We start from the raw sequence: 15628 nt of genomic DNA on the forward strand, positions 1-15628 counted from the left end.
CGACTGCCACAGTTCTCAACCTCTCCTTGGATTTTTACGTGTCTAAAAGTACTAGCGGGTGGCCGTGATCGACTTCGGCCCTCGACCGACTGCCACGACCCCGGACTGAACGATCTCCCGGATACCGTACGGATCAAGCATCCGCAGCAGTGCATCCAGCTTGGACCGAGTACCGGTCGCCTCGATGGTGACGGACTCCGGAGAGACGTCGATCACCTTGGCGCGGAACAGGTTCACCGTTTCGATGACCTGCGTGCGCACGCTTGCATCAGCGCGCACCTTGATGAGCACGAGCTCGCGAGCGACGGATGCTTCACCGTCCTGCTCGACGATCTTGATGACGTTGATCAGCTTGTTGAGCTGCTTCGTCACCTGCTCGAGAGGGAACTCGTCGACCGTGACGACGATGGTCATACGTGAGATCTCGGGGATCTCGGTTCCGCCCACCGCAAGGGATTCGATGTTGAATCCGCGGCGGGAGAAAAGTGCGGAGACGCGAGCCAGCACGCCTGGCTTGTCCTCGACGAGAACACTGAGGGTGTGACTGGTGCTCACTTCTGATCCTCCCCTGTGCCCGCGGCGGGTCCGGCTTGCTCGCGTGACATGGCTTCGTGGATGACGGCGGGCTCGGCAACTGCCTCGTCGTCGTCGAACAGCGGCCGGATGCCCCGGGCCGCCATGATTTCGTCGTTGCTCGTTCCGGCAGCGACCATCGGCCACACCTGTGCGTCGGCAGTGACGATGAAGTCGATCACGACAGGCTTGTCGTTGATGGACTGCGCCTCACGGATCGCAGCCTCGACATCTTCTTCACGCTCGACACGAATTCCGTGGCAGCCCAATGCTTCTGCGAGCTTCACGAAGTCCGGGATGCGGATGGCGCCGTGCGTTCCGAGGTTGGTGTTGGAGTAGCGCTCTTCGTAGAAGAGTGTCTGCCACTGACGCACCATGCCGAGGTTGCCGTTGTTGATGAGGGCAACCTTGATCGGGATACCTTCGAGGGCACAGGTTGCGAGTTCCTGATTGGTCATCTGGAAGCAGCCGTCGCCGTCGATCGCCCACACCTCGGTGTCGGGCATACCCATCTTGGCGCCCATGGCTGCGGGAACCGCGTACCCCATGGTGCCGAGCCCGCCCGAGTTGAGCCACGTGCGCGGCTTCTCGTAGCCGACGAACTGCGCGGCCCACATCTGGTGCTGACCGACGCCGGCGCAGTAGATGGCATCCGGTCCGGCGAGCTTGCCGACGGTCTGGATGACGTACTCCGGGCTCAGCTGACCGTCGGTGGGACGGTCGTAGCTCAGCGGGTACGTACGACGGATGTCATTCAGGTACGCCCACCACTCGGTGAGGTCGAACGTGGTGCCCGTGGCCATGTCGGCACGGATCGCCTCGATGAGTTCGGTGATGACCTCTTTGCAGTCGCCCACGATCGGGACGTCCGCGTAGCGGTTCTTGCCGATCTCGGCCGGGTCGATGTCGGCATGGATGACCTTGGCGTCGGGCGCGAAGGAATTCAACTGACCGGTGACGCGGTCGTCGAAACGCGCACCGAGGGTGATCAGTAGATCGCTACGCTGCAGAGCGGCGACTGCGGCAACGGTGCCGTGCATTCCCGGCATACCGCAGTTGAGGTCGTGGCTGTCCGGGAACGCGCCGCGGGCCATCAGCGTGGTGACGACGGGGATACCGGTCAGCTCGGCCAATTCGAGCAGCTCCGGCGAGGAGTCGGACTTGATGACGCCGCCACCGACGTACAGAACCGGCGACTTGGCGTCGGCGATCAGACGTGCAGCTTCACGAACCTGCTTGCCGTGCGGCTTGGTGACCGGGCGGTAGCCCGGCAGACGCATCTCCGGCGGCCACGAGAACGTGGTCTGCGACTGCAGGATGTCCTTGGGGATATCGACCAGGACAGCGCCGGGGCGACCGCTGGCCGCGAGGTAGAAGGCCTCGGCCATGATGCGCGGGATGTCGATCGCGTCGGTGATCAGGAAGTTGTGCTTGGTGACCGGCATCGTGATGCCTGAGATGTCGGCTTCCTGGAAGCCGTCGGTACCGATCAGCGAGCGCGCCACCTGCCCGGTGATCGCGACGATCGGAACGGAGTCCATCTGCGCGTCGGCCAGCGGCGTGACCAGGTTGGTCGCACCGGGACCCGAGGTGGCCATGCAGACGCCGACCTTGCCGGTCGCCTGGGCGTAACCGGTGGCAGCGTGGCCTGCACCCTGCTCGTGGCGCACGAGCACGTGGCGGACCTTGACCGAATCGAAGAGTGGGTCGTAAACCGGGAGCACGGCACCGCCGGGAATGCCGAATACCGTGTCGACCTCGAGCTCTTCGAGGGCTCGAACCACAGACTGCGCGCCGGTTACCCGCTCAGGCGGGAGCTGGCGACGGTTGGCCGTCTGGGTTGCGGCAGCCGCGGTTGTCGGGCTCGGTGTCCCTGACTTGCGCGGCGTGGGTTGAGGCCGTGCTGTTGGTGCGCTCACTGGGAAATCCTCTGATTCTGGCTCCGGGCAACAAAAAACCCCCGTCAGCATCTGCTGAGCGAGGGTGGCGCGTCGTTATCTGGTGAGTTGAAAAATCGACTCAGGCGACGACGCGCCGGCCGATTACGAGCAACTCATTCTGTTTCACGCACTCGACAGTAGAGGCGCTAGTCGCGAACGGCAAACTTGGTGAGTCGACCGTCCCAGAATCTGAGATACATCGGCTGCAATGCGAAGATGTAGAGGTGTCAACTTCGCAGCAGCCCGTGCCACGGGCTCAATCATCCCACACGCCGAAACCACTTCGGCACGTCATCCGCATTTCGCAGCTCGCTTACATGGCGTGCGCGTTCCTTCTGTTCGCGGTCAGCTTCCCGATCTTCGGGTGGCCCGTCGCCTTCAGCTGGTTGCTGATCCTTCCGATCATCGCCGTCTATCTCGTCGCGCGACTGCGCACCACCGTCAGCCCTGACGGCCTCGAGGTCCGCTCGACGTTCTCCAAGCGCACCCTCGCCTGGGACGACGTCAAGGGTTTCCGCTTCCCGAAGCGGAGTTGGGCGCGCGCGGAACTCACCGACGGAACCGAGGTGCCCCTGCCTGCGGTCAGCTTCGTCAGGCTTCCCGAGATCGCGATCGCCAGCGGCGGCCGCATCACCGATCCCTACGCATCCGCCGCAGAAGCCTTCGCCGCCAAGGAAGCCGAGGAGGAAGAAGCAGCTGCAGAAGCAGAAGCAGAATCCGAGCTCGTCGAGAACACACAGGACCAGCCCGAAGAGAAGCGCCCGTAGCACGCGAGTAGCGTTGAAAGGCCCTCGCTTCTATTTGAGTGGACCAGCAACGATCACATAAGGAACACGCCCATGCCCCCGTTGAGGTCACGCACCACCACCATCGGACGTAATGCTGCCGGAGCCCGATCCCTGTGGCGCGCCACAGGAATGACGGATTCCGACTTCGGAAAGCCGATCGTCGCCGTAGCGAACTCGTACACCCAGTTCGTACCCGGCCACGTGCATCTCAAGAACGTGGGCGAGATCGTTGCCGAGGCCATCAGTGCGGCCGGCGGCGTCGCTCGCGAGTTCCACACCATCGCAGTCGACGACGGCATCGCGATGGGCCACGGCGGAATGCTCTACTCGCTCCCGAGCCGCGAGATCATCGCCGACTCGGTCGAGTACATGGCAAACGCCCACACGGCCGACGCACTGGTGTGTATCTCCAACTGCGACAAGATCACTCCCGGAATGCTCAACGCTGCGATGCGTCTGAACATCCCGACCGTCTTCGTCTCCGGTGGTCCGATGGAGGCCGGTAAGGCAGTGGTCGTCGGCGGCGTGGCCCAAGCCCCCACCGACCTCATCACCGCGATCTCCGCCTCTGCCAACGATGCCGTGTCCGACGAAGGCCTCGACGAGGTCGAGCGCAGCGCGTGCCCGACATGCGGGTCCTGCTCCGGAATGTTCACCGCCAATTCCATGAACTGCCTGACCGAGGCCCTCGGCCTCGCATTGCCGGGCAACGGCTCCACGCTGGCAACTCACAAGGCTCGTCACGCACTCTTCTCTCGTGCGGGCACCACTGTGGTCGAGGCGGCCCTCAAGTACTACCGCGACGGCGACGAGTCGGTGCTGCCACGCAACATCGCGACCCCGGCAGCGTTCCGCAACGCGATGGCTCTCGACGTCGCCATGGGCGGTTCCACCAACACCGTCCTGCACACGCTGGCTGCGGCGCAGGAAGGCGAGGTCGACTTCGACCTCGACACCATCGACGCGATCAGCCGAAAGGTTCCGTGCCTGTCCAAGGTCTCTCCCAACTCGGACTACCACATGGAAGACGTCCACCGCGCCGGCGGAATCCCCGCCCTGCTCGGTGAGCTTCGCCGCGGCGGACTCCTCGAAACCGACGTGTCCACCGTGCACACCAAGAGCTTCGACCAGTGGCTCGACGACTGGGACATCCGCTCCGGCAAGGCAACCGACGAGGCAATCGAACTCTTCCACGCGGCTCCCGGCGGCGTGCGCACCATCGAACCGTTCTCCACGGACAACCGTTGGTCTGCCCTCGACACCGATGCGGCCGGCGGCTGTATCCGCGACGTCGAGAACGCCTACACCGTCGAAGGCGGCTTGGTTGTCCTGCGCGGCAACATCGCACTCGACGGCGCAATCCTCAAGACGGCCGGCATCGACGAGGAACTGTTCTCCTTCCAGGGCCCGGCGCTCGTCGTCGAATCCCAAGAAGAAGCCGTCTCGGTCATCTTGCAGAAGAAGATCAAGGCCGGCGACGTTCTCGTCGTGCGCTACGAAGGCCCCAAGGGCGGCCCCGGCATGCAGGAAATGCTGCACCCCACTGCCTTCCTCAAGGGCGCAGGCCTCGGTAAGGAATGCGCACTGATCACCGACGGTCGTTTCTCGGGCGGAACTTCCGGGCTGTCCATCGGTCACATCTCCCCTGAGGCTGCTGCAGGCGGAATCATCGGTCTCGTCCAGAACGGCGATCAGGTTCGCATCGACGTCGCCTCGCGCACGCTCGAGATCCTGGTCGACGACGACGTCCTCGCCGAGCGACGCGCGAAGATGGAGGCCTCGGAGCGCCCGTGGCAGCCGGTCGATCGTCAGCGCACCGTGACGACAGCACTGCGCGCCTACGCCGCTCTGGCGACGTCCGCCGACAAGGGCGCGGTTCGCTACGTTCCGTAAGTTCTGCCACGAATCGAAAAAATCCCCGGCCGCTTTTCGGCCGGGGATTTTTTCTGTCAGCGCTCGTGCGGCTCGAGACGCCCGTAGCCGATGTGACAGTCACACAAGGTTTTCGGGCAGGCGCACGTGCGGCAACCAACTCAGCTCCACGAGAATGCTCGCCAACGGGCCACGACAGAGGGTCGACAGAGTCGGGTTCATTTCACCTCGGAGAAGAACGCGGGACCGACTGCGTCCGAACACGCCATACTTCCTCCGGTGTTGTATGAGCTTGAACCACAACCCAATCCGATCATCCCGTCGCCGACACACTCTGCCACGACGCGTGATGGACGCTCGACCGGATCCAGGTACGCGGTGGTCCTCTCGCCTGTCGCCCCGATACGGGTGAAATGGGACGTGCTGGTACAGCGACAGTGCAACTCATCGACAGCAAGACCGACCGACAGGTACCGAATAGTCGGGCGACACGCGGAGCACCAACGGAACGATATGAGCTATCAGACATTTCAGACCGAATCGCGCGTCCGGCTCGTGAGCGAATTCACTTGGACGTAGGGTTTCAGACACCAGCTGATCAATTCAGATACATGAGGGGGGATGACTTTCAGTCAGGTGATCATTTCGGTCAGTTCGAGCGAGCCGACTTGCACACGGCGCTCACCAGTGGTTCCCTCATCAGGTCGCTGAGACGCACATCACAACGACGACAGTCAGCCACCGCCCGTCACCCACAAGGTCGACGGGAAACAACCAAGGAGCAATACATGCCCGGAGTCGGCATATGGCGCACCAAATCCGTCGAGCAATCGATCGCGGACACCGACGAGCCTGAGACAAAGCTCAAGAAGGAACTGACCGCGAAGGACCTCACGGTATTCGGAGTCGCCGTCGTCATCGGCGCAGGCATCTTCACGCTGACTGCTCGAACCGCAGGCAATGTCGCAGGACCCTCCATTTCACTGGCCTTCGTTCTCGCTGCCATCGCCTGTGGCCTCGCCGCGCTGTGTTACGCGGAGTTCGCCTCCACCGTCCCCGTCGCAGGCAGCGCATACACGTTCTCCTACGCCACGTTCGGGGAGTTCGCCGCCTGGATCATCGGCTGGGACCTCATTCTCGAGTTCGCTCTCGCCTCCGCCGTCGTCGGCAAGGGCTGGTCGCTGTACCTCGGCAACGTCATCGGGGCCAGCGGAAGCACCACCGCCCACATCGGTTCGATCAGCTTCGACTGGGGCGCTCTGCTCATCATCGGCGCGATCACGCTGATCCTCGCGATCGGCACCAAGGTTTCCTCGCGAGTCTCCGCGATCATCACCGCGATCAAGATCGCAGTAGTCCTGCTCGTCATCGTCGTGGGCGCGTTCTACATCAAGAAGGAGAACTACTCCCCCTTCATCCCGCCGTCCGAAGGAACCGAGAGTTCTGCAAGCGGAATCCATCAGACCTTGTTCTCCTGGCTGACCGGCGCAGGCGGAAGCAGCTACGGCGCTTACGGATTGCTCGCAGCCGCCAGCCTCGTGTTCTTTGCCTTCATCGGTTTCGACGTCGTCGCCACCACCGCCGAGGAAACCAAGAACCCGCAGAAGTCGTTGCCGCGAGGAATCTTCGGCTCGCTCGCCATCGTCACGGTTCTCTACGTTGCCGTCACGCTTGTACTGACCGGCATGGTCAAGTACACCGAACTCAAGGACGGCAGTCCGCTGGTCGGCGATTCCAGCGCCACCCTCGCAACCGCATTCGAGGCCAACGGAATCGGTTGGGCACAAACCGCCATCAACTTCGGTGGCCTGGCCGGCCTCACGACAGTTGTCATGGTCATGATGCTCGGCCAGACCCGCGTCCTCTTCGCCATGTCCCGTGACGGACTCATGCCGCGCAGCCTGGCCAAGACCAACGCCAAGGGCATCCCGATGCGCATCACGTTGATCGTCGGTGGCATCGTCGCCGTCCTGGCAGCCTTCTTCCCGATGGGCACGCTCGAAGAGATGGTCAACATCGGAACGCTGTTCGCCTTCGTCCTGGTTTGTGTCGGTGTCATCGTCCTTCGCCGCACCCGCCCCGACCTGCCGCGCGGATTCCGCGTCCCGCTGGTGCCGTTCGTTCCGATCGTCGCCGTGCTCGCCTGCGGTTGGCTGATGCTCAACCTCTCGGTCGAGACCTGGATCCGGTTCCTCGTCTGGATGGCCATCGGTGTGCTCGTGTACTTCGCCTACGGTCACCGCAAGTCGGTCCTCGGTCGCAAACTCAAGGACGGAACCGCCATCCCGTCCGCGAACGCCGACCCGGTACTCGTCAAGGACTGATCCTTCATAAACAAACCGCCGCTCTCCGATTCGGAGAGCGGCGGTTCGTTTTGTTCGACGGCGCGAGTTTCAGATGAGCGGATTGGCACCGTTCAGGAAGATCCAGGTGCAGACGCCGGCAGCGATACCGAGGATCAAAACCACGAGCGATCCGATAAACGGACGAGTTGCCCAGCCACGACGACCGTCGAGCGCAATACGACCTGGTCCCGTCAAAATGATGACGCCCGCACAGATTCCGAGCAGCATCTCGTACTCGGTCCCGGCCGGGGCGAAGTACTCCAGGCCGGGTGCGCTCGCCTGACGCAGCGCCCACGCATTGATCATCACCGCCAGAACCGACGCTGCCGCAACGGGAGTCAGCAACCCGAGGATCAGGAGGGCGCCACCTGCGACTTCACCGACGGCGCCGAGTATCGCCATCCACTTCGCCTGCTGGAACCCGGCGTCCGCCAGCATCGACTCGAACCCGTTCAGCCCCGGCCCGTTCCAGATACCGGTCAACTTCTGCAGACCGTGCACCAACGCAGTTCCACCGACGGCCAATCGCAGTGCAAGCAACCCGAGGTCGAGAGTGCCTCGGCCCCGCGGAGACTCAGTTGTACCTGCCACGGCTTCGGCGGTGGGGACGGCGGCGATCGGAGCGTCGTACGCCGTCTCACGCTCGAGTGCCACGGTCGGCTGATCCGCGCCAGGTGCTCGGTATGTCGGTATCTGTTCGGTCAGGGAGTTGGCGTTCGTGGAACCGAAATCGAGATCGTCGTCGGTCCGCGGCAACGGATTCTTGGCGCTCACCGTCGGAAATTGTTCGGTGGGCGAATCATACGGACTGGACACATTGCCCGTCGGCTTGTCCGCATCCGACAACTCGCTGGGATCTTTTCGCTCGTCAGTCACGTAGGTGAGCCTATGACCGATTCACGAACTCGACGGGGAACCTTGGTCCGGCGTGGCGGCATCTGCCGTGCATTACGTAACGTCTTGGGCATGACTACGGGTAGGCATGCAGCGCTGGGCGCACTGGCGCTGGTGCTCGGGACATCGTTGCTCGCAGGTTGCGCCGACTTCGACGAATCGACTGCCTCGCCGTTCACACCCGAACCGACCAACCAGGCCAGCGCGGAAGTGCAGCCGGAGAACCCGCCGCCGTCGACCACGCCGCCGGCGCCGCGGACCGGCCCCCTCGGACCGTGTCAGGATGCCGACACCGCCGTGATCGCAACCTGTCTCGACACCACGGGTGGGCTCGTCACACTCCCGGACGGGAACTCCGGACTGGTTGCCGAACGGCGGACCGGCCGGATCATGCAGGTAGCTCCCAACACGACACCGGTCGAGGTAGCCAAGATCGACGTCGACGGCAGCGGTGACGGCGGCCTGCTCGACATCGCACTCTCCCCCACGTTTGTCGAAGACAACCTGATCTATGCCTACGTCACCACCGGAACGGACAACCGGGTGGTCCGCATCGCTCCGGGTGACACCGCCAAGGAAGTACTCGGTGGAATCCCGCGCGGCGCGAGCGGCAACGGCGGGTCACTGGAGTTCGCGGCCCCGGACCAGCTCATGGTTCTGACAGGCGATACCGGAAACCCCGCGGTTGCTCAGGATCCCGCCTCGTTGGCGGGGAAACTCTTGCGGGTCCGATCGCTGACGCCCAACGCTGCGCCGCCTCGCCCGGAAGTTGTTCTGTCCGGAATCGGAAACGGCGGCGGCGTGTGCGTCGATCCGGGAATCGCGACGTGGGTCACGGACCGAACCACTCTCGAGGATCGCCTCCAACGCGTCGGCGCCGACGGCACGGTGACATCCCCCGCGTGGACGTGGCCCGACCGACCCGGAGTCGGCGGGTGCATCGCGGCGCAGGGAGTGGTAGCTGTCGCGCTGGGGGCCGGCAAAGCGATCTCGGCGCTGGCCGCAGATCCAGGAACAGGTGCCGTCACGACCGCGCCGTCGGCAGTGGCGAAAGACACGTACGGCCAGCTGGGCGGTTTGGCACTCGGATCCGACGGTTTGATGTGGGCGAGCACGATAAACAAAACCGCGGGCGAGCCGGGTCCGAACGACGACAAGGTGGTCAAGATCCCGATGCCGAGTGGCAGCGGCGGGATCGACTGAGCCGCCATGTCTGTTCGGTCACGGATCCCGTGACCGAACATGCACAGATGCGTACTCTTTTGTTAGCGGGGCTAAACACCACGCATTTGCCAGGACCGGTTGGCCCAACCACGACAAAGGAGTCGGTATGAAGGCAATCCAGTACACGAGAATCGGCGCAGAACCCGAACTCACGGAGATTCCCAAACCCGAGCCCGGTCCAGGTGAAGTGCTCCTGGAAGTCACCGCTGCCGGCGTCTGCCACTCGGACGACTTCATCATGAGCCTGCCCGAGGAGCAGTACACCTACGGCCTTCCTCTCACGCTCGGCCACGAGGGCGCCGGCCGGGTCGCCGCCGTCGGCGAGGGCGTCGAAGGGCTCGACATCGGAACCAATGTCGTCGTCTACGGACCCTGGGGCTGTGGCAGCTGTTGGCACTGCTCGCAAGGACTCGAAAACTACTGTTCTCGAGCAAAAGAACTCGGCATCAATCCTCCTGGTCTCGGTGCACCCGGCGCGTTGGCCGAATTCATGATCGTCGATTCACCTCGCCACCTCGTCCCGATCGGCGACCTCGATCCGGTCAAGACGGTGCCGCTGACCGACGCCGGTCTGACTCCGTATCACGCGATCAAGCGTTCACTGCCGAAACTTCGCGGTGGCTCGTACGCCGTCGTCATCGGTACCGGCGGTCTCGGCCATGTCGCCATCCAACTCCTCCGCCACCTCTCGGCAGCAACCGTCATCGCACTCGACGTGAGCGCGGACAAGCTCGAACTGGCAACCAAGGTAGGCGCTCACGAAGTGGTTCTGTCCGACAAGGACGCGGCCGAGAACGTCCGCAGGATCACCGGAAGTCAGGGCGCCGCACTGGTTCTCGACTTCGTCGGCTATCAGCCCACCATCGACACCGCGATGGCTGTCGCCGGCGTCGGATCGGACGTCACGATCGTCGGGATCGGCGACGGGCAGGCCCATGCCAAAGTCGGGTTCTTCCAAAGTCCTTACGAGGCTTCTGTGACAGTTCCGTACTGGGGTGCCCGCAACGAGCTGATCGAATTGATCGACCTGGCGCACGCCGGCATCTTCGACATCGCGGTGGAGACCTTCAGTCTCGACAACGGCGCCGAAGCGTATCGACGACTGGCCGCCGGAACGCTCAGCGGCCGCGCGGTTGTGGTCCCTGGTCTGTAGACCGACAGCGGCAAAACGACAGCGAAAAACACTGATGCCCGGCCGAATTCGATTCGGCCGGGCATCAGTGTCAGAAATTCAGTGTGCGCTAGCTGCACGCCTCGATGACAAGTTCCTTCACACGAGCCGCGTCTGCCTGTCCACGAGTGGCCTTCATGACGTCGCCGACGATCTTTCCGGCGGCCTGCACCTTGCCACTACGAATCTTGTCCGCGATGTCGGGGTTCGCTGCGAGCGCTTCGTCGACGGCTGCCTTGAGCTTGGTTTCGTCACGTTCGACGACCAACTCCGGGTGGGCCGCGACAACCTGCTCCGGGTCACCCTCGCCGTCGAGGACGTGATCGACGACCTGGCGAGCCACTTTGTTGTTGAGCTTGCCGCTGTCGATGAGAGCTACGACCTGGGCAACCTGCGCCGGGGTGATCGGCAGAGCGCCGAGTTCGACGCCACGGGTGTTCGCCTGCTGTGACAGGTAGGACAGCCACCAGGAGCGCGCTGCCTCGGGCGAAGCACCGGCCTCGGTGGTCGCGATCACCAGATCGATGGCACCGGCGTTGACGAGGTCGCGCATGACCTCGTCGGAGATTCCCCAGTCCTTCTGGATCCGCGCACGGCGAATCCAGGGAAGCTCCGGCAAGGTACCGCGCAGTTCTTCGACCCACTCGGCGCTCGGAGCGACGGGCTCGAGATCCGGTTCCGGGAAGTAGCGGTAGTCCTCGGCCGTTTCCTTCCGGCGTCCCGCTGCGGTGGTGCCGTCGCCTTCCTGGAAATGGCGGGTCTCCTGGATGACCTCACCGCCGGCGTCGAGAACTGCTGCCTGACGGCGCATTTCGTAGCGAACTGCGACCTCGACGCTCTTGAGGGAGTTGACGTTCTTGGTCTCGGTGCGGGTCCCCAGTTCGGTGGAACCGATCGGCATGAGGGAGATGTTGGCGTCGCAGCGCATCGATCCCTGATCCATGCGGACGTCGGAGACGTCGAGGGACTTCAGCAGATCACGAAGCGCCGTGACGTACGCGCGAGCAACCTCGGGGGCGCGCTCACCGGCACCGTGGATGGTCTTGGTGACGATCTCCACCAAGGGAACGCCCGCACGGTTGTAGTCGAGCAGCGAATGGCTGGCACCGTGGATACGACCGGTAGCGCCACCCACGTGGAGGGACTTACCGGTGTCCTCCTCCATGTGGGCGCGCTCGATCTCGACGCGCCACGTCGTGCCGTCGTCGAGGATCACGTCGAGGTAACCCTCGGTTGCGATCGGCTCGTCGTACTGGGAGATCTGGTAGTTCTTCGGCTGATCCGGGTAGAAGTAGTTCTTGCGTGCGAATCGGCCCCACGGCGTGATGGAGCAGTTGAGCGCAAGGCCGATCCGGATCGCGGACTCGACAGCGGCTGCGTTCACCACCGGCAACGAACCGGGCATGCCCAGACAGACCGGGCACACCTGGGTATTGGGTTCGGCACCGAACTCGGTGGGGCACGGGCAGAACATCTTGGTCGCGGTGCCGAGTTCTACGTGCACCTCCATACCCATCACAGGCTCATACTTGGTCAGTACTTCGTCGTAATCGAGGATGTCGGGCGCATCGACAGCAGTCATGGTGATCAGTTTATGCGTCTGCGGCTCAGCCGAAGAATGCGGCTGCCTCCTCGTAGCGCTCCTTGGGCACCGTCTTGAGTTTGCGGGTCGCCTCGGCGAGCGGAACGAGGTCGATGGACGTTCCGTGCAACGCGACCATCTGACCGAAATCTCCGCGGTGAGCTGCGTCGGTGGCATGAACGCCGAAGCGAGTGGCGAGGATGCGGTCGTGCGGCGTCGGGGTGCCACCGCGCTGAATGTGCCCGAGGACGGTGGTGCGAACTTCCTTGCCGATCCGGCGCTCGATCTCGTTTCCGAGCTGCTGCGCGACACCGGTGAAGATCTTGTGGCCGAACTCGTCTATGCCACCTTCGCGCAGGGTCATCGACGCGGGATCGGGCATCGCACCTTCAGCCACGACGCAGATGAAGTGGGAGTCGCCACGCTGGAAGCGCTTCTTGACCATCGCGCACACCTCGTCGACGTCGAACGGCTGTTCCGGAACCAGAGTCAGGTGTGCCCCCGACGCCAGTCCGGCCTGCAGCGCGATCCAGCCCGCATGCCGGCCCATGACCTCGACGAGCATGACGCGCTGGTGCGATTCGGCCGTGGTGTGGAGCCTGTCGATGGCGTCGGTGGCGACAGCCAAGGCGGTGTCGAAACCGAAAGTTACGTCAGTGCAGTCGATGTCGTTGTCGATCGTCTTGGGCACACCGATCACGGGTACGCCACTCTCGGAAAGCCAACTGGCCGCGGTGAGAGTGCCTTCGCCGCCGATCGGGATCAGGACGTCGATCCCGTTGTCGTCGAGAGTCTGCTTGATCTGATCGAGGCCCGCACGGAGTTTGTCGGGGTTCACGCGAGCGGTGCCGAGGATCGTGCCGCCGCGGGTGAGGATGCGGTTGATGCGGTCATCGGAGTCGAGCGGGACCTTGCGGTCCTCGAGCAATCCTCGCCAGCCGTCCCGGAATCCGACCACGGTACTGCCGTAACGACCGGCCGACGTACGTACGACGGCGCGGATGACCGCGTTCAAGCCCGGGCAGTCGCCGCCGCCCGTGAGGATTCCGATTCGCATAGTGCAGCACCTCTCGTGACCGGATTGTGGATCTTGGTGTCCATCTTCCCCCAGTCACGGTATTGCCGCAGGATAGCGGCGTTGCCGAGCCGCAACGCCGCGCCGCACGGGACCCCTAACCCGGCGTGACGAGCCCGCTTTCGTACGCCAACACGACTGCCTGGGCGCGATCGCGCAGATCGAGCTTCGACAGCACCTTTCCGACATGGGTCTTGACGGTCTGCTCGGCGACGAACAGCCGCTCGGCGATCTCGACGTTGGACAATCCGCGGGCGATCAGTTCGAGGACCTCGCGCTCACGCGGGGTCAGGGCGTCCAGCGCTTCGGGCCGTGCGCGCGGGGCCGCCCGCCGGCTGGTCACATCGGCAATCAGACGCCGAGTCACCGTCGGCGCCAGCAAAGCCTGCCCTTCGGCAACGACGCGTACCGCCCGAATCAGCTCCTCAGCCGGTGCGTCCTTGAGCATGAAACCGCTCGCTCCGACGCTCAGGGCCTCGTAGACGTAGTCGTCGATGTCGAAAGTGGTGAGCATGAGGACTCGCACCGGCGGTTCCCATCCGGCGGACAGAATCTGGCGGGCAGCGTCGAGTCCGTTCATCTCGGGCATGCGAACATCCATCAAGACCACATCCGGACGCAATCGCGCGACCTCGGCGACGGCGATCTTGCCGTCCGGCGCATCGCCGATCACGCTGATGTCGGGCTGGGCGGAGAGTAGGGCTCCGAACCCTTGTCGAACCATCGCCTGGTCGTCTGCGATGAATACTGTGATGGGCACTCGGACAGCCTAGGCGGGCACCGACGGCAACTCGGCCCGGACCTCGAACCCTCCGTCCTCGCGCCGGTTTGCCAACAGCATGCCGCCCACCGCCGAAGCCCGCTCACGCATTCCGCGGATTCCGTTGCCACCAGTGGTTTCCGACGCCGAGTGCTGATTGCCACCCAATGGCGAAGGTCCGTTGTTCACGAGCGCGCTCACCGATTGCGGACCGAAGGCCACGGCGACCTCAATGGGTCCGCCTGGCGAATGCCTGGCCGCGTTGGTGATCGACTCCTGAATGATCCGGTAGAGCGCAAGGCCCGTGGATTCCGAGACCGACGCTCGATCGCCGTCGACTCGCCACGATACCGGCAAACCGGCACGGGTACTGCCGAGCAACAGTTCGTCCAACTGGTCGACGCCCGGTTGCGGAGCTGTCACCATGTGGTCCCCGTCGCTGCGCAGTACTCCGAGGAGACCACGAATCTCGTTGAGCGCTGCTCGCCCTGTCTCACTTATCGATTCGAATTCGGTTCGGATCTCCGGAGTGACTGCATCGAGTCTGTACGGCGCACTCTGAGCTTGCACGACCACCATCGACATGTGGTGGGCCACGATGTCGTGCAAGTCGCGCGCGATCCGCGCCTTCTCCTCGAGGATCGTGCGTCGAGTGCGTTCGAGTTCGCTGACTTCCTCCTGCTTGGCCAACTGGCGGCGCGAGAGGACCAACCAGCGGATCAACAGGCAGAAGACGACCAGGGCACTCAGCCCGACAGCCCAACCGGCGCCGTCGCTTCCCGGGGCGTTGCCGAGAAAGAGCAGCACCGTGGCGATCCAGGCGACACCGACAACCTGAATGGGCGCCCGCAGACTCACTGCGGCCAGCAACGACATCAGCACGATGATGTGGACGACCTGCCACGGGTAGTCGTAACCGGGAGTGTTGTCGAACACCAACGGGATGATCAACGCCGAGACCGCCGACACCGCCCACCCCAACGGAGCGTTGATCCGGATCAGGACGAACGGAAATGCAGCCAACGCGGCGACGAAGGGCATGATCGGCGGCGAAACATGATGCGTCAGTTGCAGTGTCGGCCAGGCAATCGAATAGAGGATCAGAGTGATCGCTACGATGACGATGTTCCAGAACTGACCGCGGGCCACGAAACTGGTTGCCCGACGCACTTTCTCCGAATGAACGACCGCCCCGTCGAGGCCGGACAGCATCGACCCGGCGGTGGCGTATGTCGGCGCGGGCACATCCGGTGCACCCTTGTTCTTCCTACGGACCTTGATCACTCGTCAAGCCTATGAAGGCGAACCCCGAAAGTCCTCATACTGCAGAGTGAGATCCCCCTACCTCCGAGGTATCACAGGGGAGGGAATTCTCACCCGAATGCGCGTCGGAGAACCCCTCCA

Annotated in this window: 12 protein-coding genes; 5 read left to right on the forward strand and 7 right to left on the reverse strand. The window is 63.7% G+C overall.

Annotated features, from left to right (window positions below; all coding sequences use genetic code 11):
• Positions 1-51: 51 nt before the first annotated feature.
• Entirely contained in the window at positions 52-555 is a 504-nt protein-coding gene (gene ilvN, locus M1L53_RS29010; RefSeq protein WP_003944718.1) for an acetolactate synthase small subunit, read from the reverse strand.
• Positions 552-2492 carry an acetolactate synthase large subunit gene (locus M1L53_RS29015; RefSeq protein ID WP_030535411.1) on the reverse strand — a complete coding sequence of 647 codons (1941 nt, stop codon included), beginning with the start codon at positions 2490-2492 and terminating at the stop codon, positions 552-554. The genes ilvN and M1L53_RS29015 overlap by 4 nt, the downstream gene beginning before the upstream one ends.
• Before the next feature lie 266 nt (positions 2493-2758).
• Between M1L53_RS29015 and M1L53_RS29020 the strand changes: the two genes are divergently transcribed.
• The 3 genes from M1L53_RS29020 (at position 2759) to M1L53_RS29030 (ending at position 7497) form a co-directional block, all read left to right on the forward strand.
• Positions 2759-3280, forward strand: a complete 522-nt coding sequence (locus M1L53_RS29020; protein ID WP_054187794.1) for a PH domain-containing protein — start codon at positions 2759-2761, stop codon at positions 3278-3280.
• Between the two features lie 72 nt (positions 3281-3352).
• Positions 3353-5194 carry a dihydroxy-acid dehydratase gene (gene ilvD, locus M1L53_RS29025; RefSeq protein WP_007729361.1) on the forward strand — a complete coding sequence of 614 codons (1842 nt, stop codon included), beginning with the start codon at positions 3353-3355 and terminating at the stop codon, positions 5192-5194.
• A gap of 767 nt (positions 5195-5961) precedes the next feature.
• Complete coding sequence (locus M1L53_RS29030; RefSeq protein WP_003944693.1) at positions 5962-7497, forward strand: amino acid permease; 1536 nt, start codon at positions 5962-5964, stop codon at positions 7495-7497.
• 69 nt (positions 7498-7566) lie between these two features.
• On the opposite strand, the gene M1L53_RS29035 is transcribed toward M1L53_RS29030, so the two are convergent.
• Positions 7567-8394, reverse strand: coding sequence for a DoxX family protein (locus M1L53_RS29035; protein ID WP_003944742.1), 828 nt, complete (start codon positions 8392-8394; stop codon positions 7567-7569).
• Between the two features lie 90 nt (positions 8395-8484).
• Between M1L53_RS29035 and M1L53_RS29040 the strand changes: the two genes are divergently transcribed.
• Both M1L53_RS29040 and M1L53_RS29045 read left to right on the forward strand, forming a co-directional pair.
• Positions 8485-9615, forward strand: a complete 1131-nt coding sequence (locus M1L53_RS29040; protein WP_003944688.1) for a sorbosone dehydrogenase family protein — start codon at positions 8485-8487, stop codon at positions 9613-9615.
• 127 nt (positions 9616-9742) lie between these two features.
• Positions 9743-10789, forward strand: coding sequence for an NAD(P)-dependent alcohol dehydrogenase (locus M1L53_RS29045; protein WP_042447438.1), 1047 nt, complete (start codon positions 9743-9745; stop codon positions 10787-10789).
• A gap of 88 nt (positions 10790-10877) precedes the next feature.
• Here the strand turns inward: M1L53_RS29045 and gatB are convergent, their stop codons facing one another.
• The 4 genes from gatB to M1L53_RS29065 form a co-directional block, all read right to left on the reverse strand.
• Entirely contained in the window at positions 10878-12389 is a 1512-nt protein-coding gene (gene gatB / locus M1L53_RS29050) for an Asp-tRNA(Asn)/Glu-tRNA(Gln) amidotransferase subunit GatB (protein ID WP_007729370.1), read from the reverse strand.
• A 25-nt stretch (positions 12390-12414) separates the two neighbouring features.
• Positions 12415-13446, reverse strand: coding sequence for an ATP-dependent 6-phosphofructokinase (locus tag M1L53_RS29055; RefSeq protein ID WP_019747919.1), 1032 nt, complete (start codon positions 13444-13446; stop codon positions 12415-12417).
• A 115-nt stretch (positions 13447-13561) separates the two neighbouring features.
• On the reverse strand, positions 13562-14224 hold the full coding sequence (locus M1L53_RS29060) for a response regulator transcription factor (RefSeq protein WP_054187770.1): 663 nt from the start codon (positions 14222-14224) through the stop codon (positions 13562-13564).
• Positions 14225-14233: 9 nt separating this feature from the next.
• Complete coding sequence (locus M1L53_RS29065; protein WP_054187771.1) at positions 14234-15508, reverse strand: sensor histidine kinase; 1275 nt, start codon at positions 15506-15508, stop codon at positions 14234-14236.
• Between the last annotated feature and the right edge of the window lie 120 nt (positions 15509-15628).

This window comes from Rhodococcus sp. T9N, assembly GCF_024436645.1.
GTDB lineage: Bacteria > Actinomycetota > Actinomycetes > Mycobacteriales > Mycobacteriaceae > Rhodococcus_F > Rhodococcus_F qingshengii.

Bases quoted from the DNA above. Each gene is read 5' to 3' on its own strand.
- M1L53_RS29055 (WP_019747919.1), bottom strand. From the start codon at position 13,446: ATGCGAATCGGAATCCTCACGGGCGGCGGCGACTGCCCGGGCTTGAAC.
- gatB (WP_007729370.1), bottom strand. From the start codon at position 12,389: ATGACTGCTGTCGATGCGCCCGACATCCTCGATTACGACGAAGTACTG.
- M1L53_RS29030 (WP_003944693.1), top strand. From the start codon at position 5,962: ATGCCCGGAGTCGGCATATGGCGCACCAAATCCGTCGAGCAATCGATC.
- M1L53_RS29045 (WP_042447438.1), top strand. From the start codon at position 9,743: ATGAAGGCAATCCAGTACACGAGAATCGGCGCAGAACCCGAACTCACG.
- ilvD (WP_007729361.1), top strand. From the start codon at position 3,353: ATGCCCCCGTTGAGGTCACGCACCACCACCATCGGACGTAATGCTGCC.
- M1L53_RS29040 (WP_003944688.1), top strand. From the start codon at position 8,485: ATGACTACGGGTAGGCATGCAGCGCTGGGCGCACTGGCGCTGGTGCTC.